Raw genomic sequence first — 16,057 nt, forward strand, 5'->3', positions numbered from 1 at the left:
AAAGGCCGCTGCAGTGCAGCGGCCGGAGTTCGGGCGGCGCCCCGAAGGCGCCGCAGCCCGAGGCCCGCAGGCCTCAAGCATAGACTCAGCGAATGGTCAGCGCCTCGAGTTTGCCGCTGTTGCCAAACACATAAATCATGTCACCTACCACCAGCGGGCGTGCACGCAGGCCATCGCTGTCGATGCGCTCGCGACCCACGAAGCGGCCGTCCACCTGGCTCAGCAGGTGCAGGTAACCTTCCAGGTCACCCACGGCCACGTAGCTGGAGAACACTTCCGGTGCCGACAGCTGGCGACGGGCCAGCGAGTCGTTGCTCCACAGCGCCGACGAAGAACGCTCGTCGATGCCTTCGACCGTACCGGACGCCAGGCTCACGTAGACGTTGCCAAAGCCCTGGGCCACACCGGCGTAGCTGGAGGCATCGCGCTGCCACAGCACGCGACCGCTTTCCAGCTCGAGGCCGGCGACGCGCCCCTGGTAGCTGGCCACGTACAGCACACCGCCCGACAGCAGCAGGCCGCCGTCGATATCCACCACGCGGTCAAGCTCGGAACGCCCTTGCGGAACGGCAACACGTTGCTCCCAGACCGGCACGCCGTTCTGGGTGTCCAGCGCCACGACCTTGCCGGTCGAGAGGCCGGCCACGGCCAGGCGGTTGGTCACGATCGGCGCACCGGTACCGCGCAGGGTCAGTACGGCCGGGGTGCTTTCGTAGATCCAGCGGCGGTCGCCGGTGCTGGCATCCAGGCCGATCACGCGATCGTCCTGGGTCTGCACCACCACCACGTCACCGTTGGTCGCCGGGGGCGCCAGTACTTCACTGGTGACCCGCGCACGCCACTTTTCTTCGCCGGTGCTGGCATCCATGGCGATCAGTTCACCCTTGAGGGTGCCGAGCATGACCAGGCCGTAGCCGACACCCACCGCACCGGATACCGGCAGGTCGAGGTCTTTCTTCCAGATCACGTCGCCGTTCATGCGGTCCAGCGCCATCACCACGCCGGTCACATCGGCGGCGTAGATGCGGTCGTTCTCGATGGCCGGGACGAGCATGTTGAAGCTCTCGCCCTGGCCGTCACCGATCGAACGGCTCCACTGCTTCTTCAGTACCACCTCTTCGGTGAACTTGGTCAGCTCGGCCGGCGGCAGTTCCTTTTTGCTGTTGCTGCTGCAACCAACGGCCAGAAGGGCCACGGCCAGCACTGCTGCATGTTTCCAACCGATCACGTCACGCATCCCCTTTGGCAAGGTCGTCGAGCTTGAGTTGCAGGCCACCGATCGCGGCGTCATCCGACAGCGCGGCCTTGGCCTTCTGATACGCGGCGTGAGCATCATCGGCGCGACCCAGCTGTACCAGCAGGTCGCCCTTGAGTTCTTCACGGCTGGCCAGGAAGGCCTTGTCGGCATCGCCATCGAGCAGCTTCAGGGCGTCATCGACCTTGTTCTGCGCGGCCAGTACACGGGCCAGGCGCTGACGGGCAATTTCGCCCAGGGTGGCGTCGGCCGGCTTGTCGAGCACGCTTTTCAGTTCGCTGGCGGCGTCGTCGAGCTTGCCGCTCTCGACCGCGACCTTGGCCACGAACAGGCTGGCGTACTGCGCGTAGGCCGTGCCGCCGAACTCGCTCTTGAGCTTGCCCGACAGGTCCGCGACCTGGGCCATGTCCGGCTGGCCGGTCGGCGTCAGGGTGGTTTCAAGCAGGGCCTGATATAGGTTCGAAGCACCTTGGGACTGGTTGCCCTGGTACTTCTGCCAGGTCTGCCAGCCCAACACTACCACCAGCGCCAACAGGCCACCGGTCAGCAGTGGTTTGCCGTTGCGCTGCCACCAATCCTTGAATGCGGCCAGTTGTTCATCATCGCTACTCGACACCCCAATACTCCTTTTCACCAAATCGGCTGTTGACCCGCTTCACGCCTGCGCGAGGGAAGCTTCCAGGTGCTCGGCCAGAGCATCCCAGGCAATGTTTTGTTGTTCGCCCTGACCACGCAGGGGTTTGAAACCTACCACTTGTTGCGCCAGTTCGTCGTCCCCCAGGATCAAGGCATACAGAGCGTTGCTCTTGTCGGCCTTCTTGAACTGGCTCTTGAAGCTGCCGCCACCGGCATTGACCTGCAGGCGCAAGCCCGGCAGGCGGTCACGCAGACGCTCGCTCAGGGCCAGCCCGGCGAGTTCGGCCTGTTCGCCAAAGGCGCACAGGTAGACGTCGATCTGACGCGAAATCGACTCGGGCACCTGGCCCAGGGTCTCGATCAGCAGCAGCAGACGCTCGATGCCCATGGCAAAACCCACGCCCGGGGTCGGCTTGCCGCCCATCTGCTCGACCAGGCCGTCGTAGCGGCCACCGGCACATACGGTGCCCTGGGAACCGAGCTTGTCGGTGACCCACTCGAACACGGTCTTGCTGTAGTAGTCCAGGCCACGCACCAGCTTGGTGTTGATCACGAACGGAATGCCGGCGGCGTCCAGACGAGCCTTGAGGCCCTCGAAGTGCACGCGCGATTCTTCGTCCAGGTAGTCTTCGAGCTTCGGTGCACCCACCAGCGCCGCCTGGGTGTTGGCGTCCTTGCTGTCGAGGATGCGCAGCGGGTTGGTCTTGAGACGACGTTGGCTGTCTTCGTCCAGTTGCTCCAGGCGCGCCGAGAGGAACTCGACCAGCGCGTCACGGTAACGGCCACGGGCTTCGCTGGTGCCCAGGCTGTTGAGTTCGAGCTTGACCGCATCGCGGATGCCCAGCAGGCCCCACAGGCGCCAGGTGAGCACGATCAGCTCGGCGTCGATGTCCGGGCCATCGAGGTTGAACACCTCCAGGCCGATCTGGTGGAACTGGCGATAGCGGCCCTTCTGCGGGCGCTCGTGGCGGAACATCTGGCCGATGTACCAGAGCTTCTGCACCTGGCCACCACCGCTGATGCCGTGCTCGAGCACGGCGCGCACGCAGGCGGCGGTGCCTTCGGGGCGCAGGGTCAGGGAGTCGCCGTTGCGGTCGGCGAAGGTGTACATCTCTTTTTCGACGATGTCGGTCACTTCACCGATGGAACGCTTGAACAGCTCGGTCGGCTCGACGATCGGGGTGCGGATCTGGCGATAGCCGTAGGTGTCCAGCAGGCCAGCCACGGTGCTCTCGAAATAGCGCCACAGCGGGGTCTGCTCGGGCAGGATGTCGTTCATGCCACGAATGGCTTGCAGCGATTTGCTCACGGTAAATCCTTAACGAAATCGGTGTCGGTCAACCGCGGGCAATCACTGCCGCGTCGGCCTCGGCCTTCTCGGCCGCTTTCTGGCGGATGAGTTTTTCCAGCTCATCCACCAGGTTGTCATTGGTCAGCTTCTGCGCCGGCTTGCCATCGATGTAGATCAGGTTCGGCGTGCCGCCGGTGAGCCCCACGTGGGCTTCCTTGGCTTCGCCGGGGCCGTTGACCACACAGCCGATCACCGCCACGTCCAGCGGTACCAGCAGGTCTTCGAGGCGCCCTTCGAGCTCGTTCATGGTCTTGACCACATCGAAGTTCTGCCGCGAGCAGCTCGGGCAGGCGATGAAGTTGATGCCACGCGAACGCAGGTGCAGCGACTTGAGGATGTCGTAGCCGACCTTCACTTCCTCGACCGGGTCGGCGGCAAGCGAGATGCGGATAGTATCGCCAATCCCTTCGGCAAGCAGCATACCGAGGCCCACGGCCGATTTCACCGTGCCCGAGCGCAGGCCGCCGGCTTCGGTGATGCCCAGGTGCAGCGGCTGCACGATCTGCTTGGCCAACAGGCGATAGGCCTCGACGGCCATGAACACGTCGGAGGCCTTCACGCTGACCTTGAAGTCCTGGAAGTCCAGGCGATCGAGGTGCTCCACATGACGCATGGCCGACTCGACCAGGGCCGCCGGGGTGGGCTCGCCGTACTTCTTCTGCAGGTCCTTTTCCAGGGAGCCGGCGTTGACGCCGATACGGATAGGGATGCCGCGATCACGCGCGGCATCCACCACCGCACGCACGCGGTCTTCACGGCCGATGTTGCCGGGGTTGATGCGCAGGCAGTCCACACCCAGCTCGGCCACGCGCAAGGCGATGCGGTAGTCGAAGTGGATATCGGCCACCAGCGGCACGCTGACCCGCTGCTTGATGCGGCCGAAGGCTTCGGCCGCGTCCATGTCCGGTACCGAGACGCGCACGATGTCGACGCCGGCATCCACCAGGCGGGTGATCTGTGCGACGGTGGCATCGACGTCGTTGGTGTCGGTGTTGGTCATGCTCTGGACGGCGATGGGTGCATCGCCGCCGACAGGCACATTACCTACCCAGATTTTGCGCGATTCGCGACGTTTGATCGGAGATTCGCCGTGCATGACTTATTGTCCCAACTTCAGGCGAGCAGTCTCGCCACTGGTGAACGGCGCCACGTCGACGGGCTGGCCGTTGAAACTGATCTGTGCGCCACGGGCAAAGCCCAGGCGTACCGCGAACGGCGGCTTGCCGGTCAGCTCGAGGGTCTCGCCCTTGCGCTTGGTGGCATTGACCAGCACCTTGCCGTTGCCGTCGGTGACCGAAGTCCAGCAATCGGCAACGAACTGCATGTGCAACGAGGCGCTGCCGGCAGCCGGTGCAGCCGCTGGCGCAGCGGGGGTGGCGGGGTTTGCAGGCGCAGGGGCGGCAGCCACAGCCGGGGCGCTGGCCGCAGGGGCCGGCGCTACGGGAGCCGGGGCTACGGGTGCGGCAGGCGCAGCTGGCGCCGGGTTGCTGGCGGCCGGGGCCTGTGCGGCAGCCTCGTCGGTGGCAGGCTGGGCCTGCTCGGCCGGTGCGCTGGCAGCCGGCGCTTCCTGGCTTTCGGCCACGGCCTGGTCTTCAGGCTCGTCCAGCGGGTGGATCTGGGTGGTACCGTCGGCGCTCTCGACCTCGACGTGTTCCATGGCCAGGCTGGCCAGGTCCTTGCCGCGCAGGCTGGTCTGGTCCTGCCACCAGAAGAAGCCACCGCCGATCACCAGGATCAGCAGCAACAGGCTGACGATGCGCAGGATGTTGTGCGACAGGCGTACCGGCTCTTCGATACGCCCCAGCGCATGCACGTCGCTGCCCTGGGAATTGCTGCCGGTGGCCTGGTCGAAGGCCAGCACCAGTTCGGCCTGGTCCATCTCGAACAGCTTGGCGTAGGCACGGATATAGCCGCGGGCGAAGGTATGCCCTGGCAGCTTGTCGAACGCGCCGGTTTCAAGGTTGTTCAGGGAACTCACGGTCAGGTTGAGCTTGCGGGCCACTTCGGCCTGCGACAAGCCCTTGCTTTCACGGGCCTGACGCAAGGTCTCACCGGGATTCTGGCGAGTCGCTGCTGCTACTTCGGGATGCGCCGCTTTCATCATTGCTCCGACAGGTATTGCTGATATTCCGGCGTACCGGGATAAAGTCGTTGTAATTGCACGCCCAGTTCGGCGGCCTTGTCAGGTTCTTCGAATACAGTTGCCAGGCGCGAACCCAGCAGCAGGCTGCGGGGGCCGTGATCGCTCAGCTGGCTGAAACGATCGTAGTAGTCGCGCGCCGGCACATAATGCCTGTCTTCGTAAGACAACTCAGCCATTTCGAGCAACGCGCGCGGTTGCTGCTGGTTGAGCCGTAAAGCCTTTTGCAGGTGTTCACGCGCCTGCTCGCGCTGACCCAGCTTGATGGCGGTCAGGCCAAGGTTCTCGAAAACCCGGGAGCGTTCAGGATACAGGGTATCGGCCGCCGCTTGGCGAAACATCTGCTGCGCCTGGGCATAGCGCCCCTGTGCATACAGGAAACTGCCGAAATTGTTGCGAATACGGGGGTCGTCGGGGTTGGCAGCCAGGGCCTTGCGGTAATACCCCTCGGCCAGCGCCGGCTCGTCCTCGCGCTGGAACACCAGGGCCAGCGCGGCATTGGCTGCCGGGTCGCGAGCGTCCAGTTCAAGGGCCTTTTTCAGCGGCACCTTGGCGCGTTCGGTCAAACCTTGTTGCAAATAACCCAGGCCCAGTTGCACATAGGCCTGGCGTGCCTCTTCGCGCCCCTTGCCGCTTTGCAGCGGGTCGGAACTGCCGCTGCCGACGCAGCCGGCAAGCAGCGTCAGCAACAGGGTTGGCAGCGCGGCGCGCAGGCCCATGTCGGCCTCAGTTGCCCGCCGCGCCGGTTTGCGGCATATCGGCGTCGGCATTGAGCTGCCGTACCGCGATATAGCGCTCACTGCGGCGCGTGCGGTCCATCACCTGCCCCACCAGCTGACCACAGGCCGCGTCGATGTCCTCGCCACGGGTGGTGCGCACGGTAACGTTGTAGCCGGCCTGGTGCAGGTGGTCCTGGAAGCGGCGGATCGCGTTGTTGCTCGGACGCTCGTAGCCGGAGTGCGGGAACGGGTTGAACGGAATCAGGTTGATCTTGCACGGGATGTTCTTGAGCAGCTCGACCATCTCGACCGCGTGCTCGAGCTTGTCGTTGACGTCCTTGAGCAGGGTGTACTCGATGGTCAGCACACGCTTCTCGCCGAGTTCGGCCATGTAGCGCATGCACGACTCGAGCAGCATCTTGAGCGGGTACTTCTTGTTGATAGGCACCAGCTCGTTGCGCAGGGCGTCGTTGGGTGCGTGCAGCGACAGCGCCAGGGACACGTCGATGTGCTTGGCCAGCTGGTCGATCATCGGCACCACGCCGGAGGTGGACAGGGTCACACGGCGCTTGGAAATGCCGTAGCCCAGGTCGTCCATCATCAGGTGCATGGCGGCGACCACGTTGTCGAAGTTGAGCAGCGGCTCACCCATGCCCATCATCACCACGTTGGTGATGGCGCGATCGATGGTGGCGGGAATGCTGCCGAACGACTTGTTGGCAATCCACACCTGGCCGATCACTTCGGCGGCGGTGAGGTTGCTGTTGAATCCTTGCTTGCCGGTGGAGCAGAAACTGCAGTCCAGGGCGCAACCGGCCTGGGACGAGACACACAGGGTGCCACGCTTGCCCTGGGGGATGTACACGGTCTCGACGCAGCTGCCGGACGCCACGCGCACCACCCACTTGCGGGTGCCGTCGCTGGAGATGTCCTCGCTGACCACTTCGGGGCCGCGAATCTCGGCAACGGCCTTGAGCTTCTCGCGCAGGGCCTTGCCGACATTCGTCATGGCGTCGAAATCATCGACGCCAAAGTGGTGAATCCATTTCATTACCTGGCCGGCACGGAAACGCTTCTCCCCGATGGACTCGAAGAATTTTTCCATTTCCGGCTGGGTCAGGCCCAACAGGTTAGTTTTACCAGTCGATGTCGTCATGGATTCACCCTCACTCGTAAGCTGTCGCTTAGCGAGCGGTTACCTCGGTAGCTGCGAAGAAGTACGAGATTTCGCGAGCAGCAGCGGCTTCGGAGTCCGAACCGTGAACGGCGTTGGCGTCGATCGACTCGGCGAAGTCGGCACGGATGGTACCGGCAGCAGCTTCTTTAGGGTTGGTGGCGCCCATCAGCTCACGGTTCAGAGCGATGGCGTTTTCGCCTTCCAGAACCTGTACAACGACCGGGCCGGAGATCATGAAGGCAACCAGGTCACCGAAGAAGCCGCGCTCTTTGTGCTCGGCGTAGAAGCCTTCGGCTTCGGCTTTGGACAGTTGCTTGAGTTTCGAGGCAACGACGCGCAGGCCGGCTTTTTCGAAACGGGTGGTGATCTCGCCGATCACGTTCTTGGCAACGGCGTCAGGCTTGATGATGGAGAAAGTACGTTGAACAGCCATGGTGTAACTCCAGAAACAGTAAGTGAAGCGAAAAATTAAACCCGCGAATTATACGCGGGTTCCGGGGGATTGCCTAACCTGCCGAGTGCGCTCAGTCGGCTTCTTCGATCCAGGCGGCCTGAATGGCTTCAAGCACCTTCTCTCCGCCACGGTTCGGATCGTCGCTGAAGTCGGGCAGGGCCTGCACCCAGCGGCTCAGTTCGACGAAATTCACGTAGCGAGGATCGACTTCCGGCTTGCTTTCGGCAAGCTGAATTGCAATTTCAAGTACATCAACCCATTTCAGGCTCATGATGACTCCAACGGTCAGTGCGGCGCTTCGGCGGCGTGGTTGAGCGAGTATTTCGGGATCTCGACGGTCACGTCCTCGGTGCCGACCTTGGCCTGGCAGGTCAGGCGCGACGTGGGCTCCAGGCCCCAGGCGCGGTCGAGGTAGTCCTCTTCCAGCTCGTCGGCCTCGTTCAGCGAGTTGAAACCCTCGCGGATCACGCAGTGGCACGTGGTGCAGGCGCAGACGCCGCCGCAGGCGCTTTCGATCTCGATGTGGTTGTCATGGGCCACTTCAAGGATGGACTTACCGGTTTCGGCCTCCACCACCATTCCGTCCGGACAGAACTTCTCGTGGGGCAGAAAAATCACCTGCGGCATCAGTTATTCCTCGATCTCATTCAGGTTGCGCCCGGCCAAAGCGGCTTTTACCGTCGAATCAAGGCGACGGGCGGCAAAGGCATCGGTCACTTGCGACAGACGCTTGGTCTGCTGCTCGATGGCGGCGCCATCGGTACCGTTCATCAAATCACGCAAGTCTTGCATCTGTTGTTCGATCGCCAGACGCTCTTCGGCGTCCAGCAGGCGCTCGCCATCGGCGTCCAGCGCGCCCTGCACCGCTTCGAGCAGACGCTCGGCGTCGACCTGGTGCTCGCGCAGCTGGCGCGCCACCTTGTCGTAGCCGGCATGTTCGAAGGAGTCCTTGAGCATGCGAGTGATCTCGCCGTCGGTCAGGCCGTAGGACGGCTTGACCTGAATGCTCGATTCCACACCCGAGCCCAGCTCGCGCGCCGAAACGCTGAGCAGGCCGTCGGCGTCGACCTGGAAGGTGACGCGAATCTTCGCCGCACCGGCCACCATGGCCGGAATGCCGCGCAGTTCGAAGCGCGCCAGGGAGCGGCAGTCGCTGATCAGCTCACGCTCACCCTGCAGCACGTGGATCATCATGGCCGACTGGCCGTCCTTGTACGTGGTGAATTCCTGGGCACGGGCAACCGGGATAGTGGTGTTGCGCGGGATCACCTTCTCCATCAACCCGCCCATGGTTTCCAGCCCCAGGGACAGCGGAATCACGTCGAGCAGCAGCAGTTCGCCGCCGTCGCGCTTGTTGCCGGCCAGGGTATCGGCCTGGATCGCGGCGCCGATGGCCACCACCTGATCGGGGTCGATCTCGGTCAGCGGGGTACGCCCGAACAGCGCGCCCACCGCCTCGCGCACACGCGGCACGCGAGTGGAACCACCGACCATGACCACGGCTTCGACTTCATCCAGCTCGATGCCACTGTCGCGCACGGCGCGGCGACAGGCCTTGAGGCTGCGCGCCACCATCGGTTCGATCAGCGCGTCGAAGCCGGCACGGGTCAGCTCGCCCTGCCAGGCGCCATGGCTCACGGACACGACATCGCTGTTGGTCAACGCTTCCTTGGCCGCACAGGCAGCTTGCAGCAGTTGACGCTGGGTGCCGGGGTCGAGGTCGGCAGACAGGCCCGCCTGCTCGATGATCCAGCCGGCCACCGCATGGTCGAAGTCATCGCCGCCCAGGGCGCTGTCGCCGCCGGTGGCCATCACCTCGAACACACCGCCGGTCAGGCGCAGGATGGAAATGTCGAAGGTGCCGCCGCCCAGGTCATAGATGGCCACCACGCCTTCGGCGTTCTGGTCCAGGCCATAGGCCACAGCCGCAGCGGTCGGTTCGTTGAGCAGGCGCAGCACGTTCAGCCCGGCCAGGCGCGCAGCGTCCTTGGTGGCCTGGCGCTGAGCGTCGTCGAAGTACGCCGGCACGGTGATCACCGCGCCGACCAGCTCGCCACCCAGGGTGGCTTCGGCGCGCTGGCGCAGCACCTTGAGAATGTCGGCCGAGACTTCCACCGGGCTTTTCGGGCCCTGCACCGTGTCGATGAACGGCATGTGCGACTCGCCGCCGACAAAGCGGTAGGGCAGTTGCTCGCCCAGTTGCTTGACGTCGGCCAGGCCGCGCCCCATCAGGCGCTTGACCGACAGCACGGTGTTCAGCGGGTCGCTGGAGGCCGCGTCACGGGCACTGTAGCCCACGTCGACATGGTTGGCGTGATAGCGCACCGCCGACGGCAGGATGACCCGGCCCTCGGCGTCTGGCAGCGGTTCGGAAATGCCGCTGCGCAATGCAGCGACCAGCGAATTGGTGGTGCCAAGGTCAATGCCCACGGCCAGGCGGCGCTGATGGGGCTGTGGCGTCTGACCGGGTTCGGCGATCTGCAGTAGGGCCATGCTTATCTGATACCAGGGGTGTCGCCAACGGCGCCACCGGGTTAATCGTCGAGGCGCTCTTCCAGCTGGCGCACTTCATAGGCGAGCTTGTCGAGGAACTGCATGCGGCGCATCAGGCGCTCGGCCTGTTCACGCTGCGCAGCATCCTCCCAGCAGGCGGCGAAGTCCTCGTTGAGTGCTTCCTGGGCGACCTTCAGGCGGCGCTTGAACGCGGCCACGCCATCGAGGTCGGCACTGTCCTGCAGGTCTTCGAGCTCTTCTCGCCATTGCATCTGCTGGAAGAGGAACTCGGGGTCGTGGACAGTGACTTCCTGCGGCACTTCGTGGCCCCCCATCGCCAACAGGTAGCGCGCCCGCTTGGGCGCACTCCTGAGGGTCTGGTAGGCGTCGTTGAGGCCGGCCGAGCGCTCCAGCGCCAGGCGCTGTTCACGCTCGGGGGCATCGGCGAAGCGGTCCGGGTGAACCTCGCGGGCCAGCTCGCGATAGCGCGCGGCCAGCTTGTCGAGGTCCAGGCGAAAGCCCGGCTGCAGGTCAAACAGGGCGAAATGACAAGGAGTACCCACGCGTAGCCTCAGACGTTGAAGCTTTCGCCGCAGCCACACTCACCGCGCACGTTGGGATTGTTGAACTTGAAGCCTTCGTTCAACCCTTCCTTGACGAAATCCAGTTCGGTTCCGTCCAGGTACACCAGGCTTTTCGGGTCGATGATCACCTTGACGCCGTGACTTTCGAACACCTGGTCCTCGCTGTCCGGCGCGTCGACGAACTCCAGCACGTAGGCCAGGCCCGAGCAGCCGGTGGTGCGAACGCCCAGGCGAATGCCGTCACCCTTGCCGCGTCCTTCGAGGGAGCGCCGCACGTGGTTGGCGGCGGCTTCTGTCATGCTGATAGCCATCGAGACTCCTTACCTGCAACAGGCGAACTTAGAGCAAACCTTTCTTCTGCTTGTAATCGCGCACGGCCGCCTTGATGGCGTCCTCGGCGAGTACCGAGCAGTGGATCTTCACCGGCGGCAACGCCAGTTCTTCGGCCAGCTGGGTGTTCTTGATGGTTTCGGCTTCGTCCAGGGTCTTGCCCTTCATCCACTCGGTAGCGAGGGAGCTGGAAGCGATGGCCGAACCACAGCCGTAGGTCTTGAACTTGGCATCTTCGATGACGCCCTGCTCGTTGACCTTGATCTGCAGGCGCATCACGTCGCCGCACGCAGGCGCGCCGACCATGCCGGTACCGACATCCGGGTCCTCGGCATTCATCTTGCCGACGTTGCGTGGGTTTTCGTAGTGGTCGATGACCTTTTCACTGTAAGCCATGGTGCTATTCCTTCCTCATCAGAGAGCCGCTCTTGCTGGCGACTACTTAGTGCGCAGCCCACTCGATCTTGGAGATGTCGACGCCGTCTTTGTACATATCCCACAGCGGCGACAATTCGCGCAGCTTGGTCACGGCCTCGCAGACCTTCTGCGCGGCGTAGTCGATTTCTTCTTCGGTGGTGAAGCGACCGAAGGTGAAGCGGATCGAGCTGTGCGCCAGTTCGTCGTTGCGGCCCAGGGCGCGCAGCACGTAGGACGGCTCGAGCGATGCCGAGGTGCACGCCGAACCCGAAGACACTGCCAGGTCCTTGAGGGCCATGATCAGCGACTCGCCTTCGACGTAGTTGAAGCTCAAGTTCAGGTTGTGCGGAATACGCGCGGTCATGCTGCCGTTGATGTACAGCTCTTCAAGGTTCTCGACCTGCTTGTAGAAGCGGTCGCTCAGGGCCTTGATACGCAGGTTCTCGCTGGCCATCAGCTCCTTGGCGATGGCGAAGGCTTCGCCCATGCCGACGATCTGGTGGGTAGCCAGGGTGCCCGAACGCATGCCGCGCTCGTGACCGCCGCCGTGCATGGTGGCTTCAAGACGCACGCGCGGCTTGCGGCTGACGTACAGCGCGCCGATGCCTTTGGGGCCGTAGGTCTTGTGCGCCGAGAACGACATCAGGTCGACCTTCAGCTTCTGCAGGTCGATCTCGACCTTGCCGGTGGACTGCGCGGCATCGACGTGGAACATGACGCCACGCGAGCGGGTCAGCTCGCCGATGGCGGCGATGTCGTTGATGGTGCCGATTTCATTGTTCACGTGCATGATCGACACCAGGATGGTGTCTTCACGCAGGGCTGCCTCGACCATGGCCGGGGTGATCAGGCCATCGGCGCCCGGCTCGATGTAGGTGACTTCGAAGCCTTCACGTTCCAGCTGACGGGTGCTGTCCAGAACGGCCTTGTGCTCGATCTTGGAGGTGATCAGGTGCTTGCCCTTGGTGCCGTAGAAGTGCGCGACGCCCTTGATTGCCAGGTTGTCGGACTCGGTGGCGCCACTGGTCCAGACAATTTCCCGCGGGTCGGCGTTGACCAGGTCGGCGACCTGGCGGCGAGCGTTCTCGACCGCTTCTTCGGCTTTCCAGCCAAAGACGTGGGACCGCGAGGCCGGGTTACCGAAGTTCCCGTCGACCAGCAGGCAATCGCTCATCTTCTGGGCGACACGTGGGTCGACCGGGGTGGTCGCGGAGTAATCGAGGTAGATCGGCAACTTCATTGAATATCTCCTATCAGGCGGGCTCATCGCGCAGTCGAAACGGTCATTCGACGGCGGATGTCTCAATCTTGTCCAGATGCGGTGTCCGGCCCGCCATGCGGCGCAGGTCCTGACGCTGGGCGACTTCTTGCACCTCACGGCGAGTAACAAGGTCAGCCAGGCTGATACCGCTCAGAAATTCGTGAATCTGCTGGCTGAGATCACACCACAAGTGGTGGGTCAGGCAGGTATCGCCAGCGTGGCAATCACCCAGGCCCTGGCAGCGTGTAGCGTCGACCGATTCGTTGACCGCATCGATCACCTGGGCTACCTGGATGCTTTCCATCACGCGCGACAGCTGGTAGCCGCCGCCTGGACCGCGCACACTGGAAACCAGACTGCTGCGACGCAGCTTGGCAAACAGCTGCTCCAGATAGGAAAGGGAGATGCCTTGGCGCTCGGAAATGTCGGCCAGGGACACCGGCCCGTTTTGCGCGTGCAACGCCAGGTCAAGCATGGCAGTCACGGCGTATCGGCCTTTTGTAGTCAGTCGCATGGCTATTTGGTACCACGGGAGTTACGGGATGTGTGCGAGTATGCGATTCCCGAGCATTTAAGTCAACTATAAGACCTACTGCTTTAGTCGGGATTGCGCCTGAGAGGCGGCGCAGAGTGTAGCAAAGTCGGGCGCGCCAGCGCACGCCCTTCTGTCAATGCGTCGACGCGTCGCTGCGGGCGTCGACCTTCACGTCCGCGAAGTCTTCGTCACGCAGGGCCGGCAGTTCCTTGGCGCAGTAGTCGCTACCCAGGTTCTTGAGCGCACCGCACATGTCCTCCAGGCGCCCGTCCACCGCTTGCAAGTGGTCGAGCAACTGGCCGATGGCGCGGGCCACCGGGTCGGGCATGTCTTCGCTCACGCCGTAGGCGTCGAAGCCGATCTTCTCGGCCATGGCCTTGCGCCGGGCCTCCTGCTCGGCGTCGGACTTGACGATGATACGCCCCGGGATGCCCACCGCCGTGGCGCCGGCCGGCACCGCCTTGGTGACCACCGCATTGGAGCCGATCTTGGCCCCCGCGCCCACGGTGAACGGGCCCAGCACCTTGGCGCCGGCCCCCACCACCACGCCGTCCTCCAGGGTCGGGTGGCGCTTGCCCTTGTTCCAGCTGGTGCCGCCCAGGGTCACGCCCTGGTACAGGGTCACGTCATCGCCGATCTCGGCGGTTTCGCCGATCACGATGCCCATGCCGTGGTCGATGAAGAAGCGCCGGCCTACCTTTGCACCGGGGTGAATCTCGATGCCGGTCATCCAGCGACCGAAGTTGGACACCAGCCGCGCCAGCCATTTCCAGTCCCGTACCCACAGGGCATGCGCCGCGCGGTGCAGCCAGATCGCATGCATGCCCGGGTAGCAGGTCAGCACTTCAAAGGCATTGCGCGCCGCCGGGTCACGGTGGAAAACGCTTTGGATATCTTCACGCAGACGCTCGAACATTTACTGATCCTTCCGCTTGTGCGCATCGCCCCGGGCCGCTTTCTGGGTTTCGGTGAGGATGCCGCGCAAAATGCTTATTTCCGATCGACTCACCGCGCTGCGCCCGTACAGGCGACGCAAACGCGGCATCAGGTGCTTGGGCTTGGTCGGGTCGAGAAAGCCGATGTCCACCAGCGCGGACTCCAGGTGCTGGTAGAACAGCTCCATTTCGTCCATGGTCGCCAGCTCTGCGCTGCGCACCGAGGCCACTTCGACCTTCTCGACTTTCGACGCCTGCCCGTCGGCTGCCAGCCAGGCCATGCGCACTTCATAGACCAGGACCTGGACCGCAGCCGCCAGATTCAGCGAACTGAAATCCGGGTTGGACGGGATATGCACGTGATAATGACATCGCTGCAGCTCGTCGTTGGTCAGGCCGGCATGTTCACGGCCGAACACCAGCGCCACCTCGGCACCCTCGCCTGCCTGCTCGACGACCTTGGCGCCGCATTCGCGCGGATCGAGCAGGGGCCACGGGATGCGCCGGTCGCGGGCACTGGTGCCCACCACCAGGGTGCAGCCCACCAGCGCATCCTCGAGCGTGGCCACCACCTCGGCACCCGCCAGCACGTCATCGGCGCCGGAGGCACGGGCACTGGCCTCGTGGGAAGGAAAGTCGTTCGGCTCGACCAGCACCAGGCGCAACAGGCCCATGTTCTTCATGGCGCGCGCAGCCCCGCCGATATTGCCGGGGTGACTGGTATTGACCAGGACGACACGAATTCTTGGCAGCACGGGACGGCTCACAGACACGGAAGGAAGGGAGCAAATCTTACAGAAGCGACCGGCATTACGCTATGAAAGCAAATGTCGCCCTTCTTCGTTCAAAGTTTTCTGCTAGAATGTTCGGCTTTCTTTAACGACCCAGGTGAAACGTCCATGCAGCCCATGCTGAATATCGCGCTGCGCGCCGCCCGCAGCGCCAGTGAATTGATTTTCCGCTCCATCGAGCGCCTGGATACCATCAAGGTAGATGAGAAAGACGCCAAGGATTACGTCTCCGAAGTCGACCGCGCGGCGGAAAAAGTCATCGTCGACGCCCTGCGCAAGGCGTACCCGAACCACTCCATCTACGGTGAAGAAACCGGCCTGCATGCTGGCAACGGCGAAGAAGGCAAGGACTACCTGTGGGTCATCGACCCGCTCGACGGTACCACCAACTTCCTGCGTGGCGTCCCTCACTTTGCCGTGAGCATCGCGTGCAAGTACCGCGGCCGCCTGGAACACGCCGTGGTCCTCGACCCGGTACGCCAGGAAGAATTCACCGCCAGCCGTGGCCGTGGCGCCCAGCTCAATGGTCGCCGCCTGCGCGTCAGCGGTCGCACCAGCCTGGACGGCGCCCTGCTGGGTACCGGCTTCCCGTTCCGTGACAACCAGATGGACGGCCTGGACAACTACCTGGGCATGTTCCGTGCCCTGGTCGGCCAGACCGCCGGCATCCGCCGCGCCGGCGCCGCGAGCCTGGACCTGGCCTACGTGGCCGCCGGCCGCTTCGATGCGTTCTGGGAGTCGGGCCTGAGCGAGTGGGACATGGCGGCAGGCGCACTGCTGATCCAGGAAGCGGGCGGCCTGGTGAGCGACTTCACCGGTGGTCATGACTTCCTCGAGAAGGGCCACATCGTTGCCGGTAACATCAAGTGCTTCAAGGCGGTGTTGACGGCGATCCAGCCGCACCTGCCGGCCTCGCTGAAGCGCTGAGTTTCAGCCGGGCAATAAAAAAGCACCCTTCGGGGTGCTTTTTTGTGGCTGG

General features: G+C 63.8%; 19 protein-coding genes. 1 reads left to right on the forward strand and 18 read right to left on the reverse strand.

Annotated elements, in window-relative coordinates:
- Window positions 1-85: 85 nt before the first annotated feature.
- From bamB to trmJ, 18 genes are all read right to left on the reverse strand, one after another.
- Window positions 86-1,237: an outer membrane protein assembly factor BamB gene (gene bamB, locus NP552_RS06670; protein WP_274096570.1), complete on the reverse strand. Its 1,152-nt coding sequence runs from the start codon at window positions 1,235-1,237 to the stop codon at window positions 86-88.
- Entirely contained in the window at window positions 1,230-1,871 is a 642-nt protein-coding gene (locus NP552_RS06675; RefSeq protein ID WP_043862519.1) for a YfgM family protein, read from the reverse strand. Before NP552_RS06675 ends, bamB begins: the two co-directional genes overlap by 8 nt.
- A gap of 39 nt (window positions 1,872-1,910) precedes the next feature.
- On the reverse strand, window positions 1,911-3,200 hold the full coding sequence (gene hisS, locus NP552_RS06680) for a histidine--tRNA ligase (RefSeq protein WP_054916601.1): 1,290 nt from the start codon (window positions 3,198-3,200) through the stop codon (window positions 1,911-1,913).
- Between the two features lie 28 nt (window positions 3,201-3,228).
- Complete coding sequence (gene ispG / locus NP552_RS06685; protein ID WP_043862521.1) at window positions 3,229-4,338, reverse strand: flavodoxin-dependent (E)-4-hydroxy-3-methylbut-2-enyl-diphosphate synthase; 1,110 nt, start codon at window positions 4,336-4,338, stop codon at window positions 3,229-3,231.
- Window positions 4,339-4,341: 3 nt separating this feature from the next.
- The gene (locus NP552_RS06690) at window positions 4,342-5,343 is read right to left on the reverse strand and encodes a RodZ domain-containing protein (protein WP_274096571.1); all 1,002 of its coding nucleotides are present in this window, start codon (window positions 5,341-5,343) and stop codon (window positions 4,342-4,344) included.
- Window positions 5,343-6,101: a type IV pilus biogenesis/stability protein PilW gene (gene pilW, locus NP552_RS06695; RefSeq protein WP_043864471.1), complete on the reverse strand. Its 759-nt coding sequence runs from the start codon at window positions 6,099-6,101 to the stop codon at window positions 5,343-5,345. The genes NP552_RS06690 and pilW overlap by 1 nt, the downstream gene beginning before the upstream one ends.
- Before the next feature lie 7 nt (window positions 6,102-6,108).
- Complete coding sequence (rlmN, locus tag NP552_RS06700; protein WP_054916603.1) at window positions 6,109-7,257, reverse strand: 23S rRNA (adenine(2503)-C(2))-methyltransferase RlmN; 1,149 nt, start codon at window positions 7,255-7,257, stop codon at window positions 6,109-6,111.
- Between the two features lie 28 nt (window positions 7,258-7,285).
- On the reverse strand, window positions 7,286-7,711 hold the full coding sequence (ndk, locus tag NP552_RS06705) for a nucleoside-diphosphate kinase (protein WP_043864469.1): 426 nt from the start codon (window positions 7,709-7,711) through the stop codon (window positions 7,286-7,288).
- 91 nt (window positions 7,712-7,802) lie between these two features.
- Window positions 7,803-8,003, reverse strand: a complete 201-nt coding sequence (iscX, locus tag NP552_RS06710; RefSeq protein ID WP_043864468.1) for a Fe-S cluster assembly protein IscX — start codon at window positions 8,001-8,003, stop codon at window positions 7,803-7,805.
- A gap of 14 nt (window positions 8,004-8,017) precedes the next feature.
- Window positions 8,018-8,359, reverse strand: coding sequence for an ISC system 2Fe-2S type ferredoxin (gene fdx, locus NP552_RS06715; RefSeq protein WP_043864467.1), 342 nt, complete (start codon window positions 8,357-8,359; stop codon window positions 8,018-8,020).
- A gap of 3 nt (window positions 8,360-8,362) precedes the next feature.
- Window positions 8,363-10,225, reverse strand: a complete 1,863-nt coding sequence (gene hscA / locus NP552_RS06720; RefSeq protein ID WP_043864466.1) for a Fe-S protein assembly chaperone HscA — start codon at window positions 10,223-10,225, stop codon at window positions 8,363-8,365.
- A gap of 41 nt (window positions 10,226-10,266) precedes the next feature.
- Window positions 10,267-10,788 carry a co-chaperone HscB gene (gene hscB, locus NP552_RS06725; protein ID WP_043864465.1) on the reverse strand — a complete coding sequence of 174 codons (522 nt, stop codon included), beginning with the start codon at window positions 10,786-10,788 and terminating at the stop codon, window positions 10,267-10,269.
- 8 nt (window positions 10,789-10,796) lie between these two features.
- On the reverse strand, window positions 10,797-11,120 hold the full coding sequence (gene iscA, locus NP552_RS06730; protein ID WP_043864464.1) for an iron-sulfur cluster assembly protein IscA: 324 nt from the start codon (window positions 11,118-11,120) through the stop codon (window positions 10,797-10,799).
- A 28-nt stretch (window positions 11,121-11,148) separates the two neighbouring features.
- Complete coding sequence (gene iscU, locus NP552_RS06735) at window positions 11,149-11,535, reverse strand: Fe-S cluster assembly scaffold IscU (protein WP_002552476.1); 387 nt, start codon at window positions 11,533-11,535, stop codon at window positions 11,149-11,151.
- A gap of 46 nt (window positions 11,536-11,581) precedes the next feature.
- Complete coding sequence (locus NP552_RS06740; protein ID WP_043864463.1) at window positions 11,582-12,796, reverse strand: IscS subfamily cysteine desulfurase; 1,215 nt, start codon at window positions 12,794-12,796, stop codon at window positions 11,582-11,584.
- Between the two features lie 43 nt (window positions 12,797-12,839).
- Complete coding sequence (gene iscR, locus NP552_RS06745) at window positions 12,840-13,331, reverse strand: Fe-S cluster assembly transcriptional regulator IscR (RefSeq protein WP_043864462.1); 492 nt, start codon at window positions 13,329-13,331, stop codon at window positions 12,840-12,842.
- A 154-nt stretch (window positions 13,332-13,485) separates the two neighbouring features.
- A complete protein-coding gene (gene cysE, locus NP552_RS06750; RefSeq protein ID WP_043864461.1) occupies window positions 13,486-14,268 on the reverse strand; it encodes a serine O-acetyltransferase in 783 nt (260 codons plus the stop codon).
- Entirely contained in the window at window positions 14,269-15,042 is a 774-nt protein-coding gene (gene trmJ / locus NP552_RS06755) for a tRNA (cytosine(32)/uridine(32)-2'-O)-methyltransferase TrmJ (RefSeq protein ID WP_274096572.1), read from the reverse strand.
- Between the two features lie 144 nt (window positions 15,043-15,186).
- On the opposite strand from trmJ, the gene suhB reads away from it, so the two are divergent.
- Window positions 15,187-16,005 carry a type III secretion system regulator SuhB gene (suhB, locus tag NP552_RS06760; protein ID WP_043864459.1) on the forward strand — a complete coding sequence of 273 codons (819 nt, stop codon included), beginning with the start codon at window positions 15,187-15,189 and terminating at the stop codon, window positions 16,003-16,005.
- The last annotated feature ends 52 nt before the right edge of the window (window positions 16,006-16,057 follow it).

The sequence above is a fragment of the Pseudomonas sp. 8209 genome, from assembly GCF_028682105.1.
GTDB classification, from domain to species: domain Bacteria; phylum Pseudomonadota; class Gammaproteobacteria; order Pseudomonadales; family Pseudomonadaceae; genus Aquipseudomonas; species Aquipseudomonas palmensis.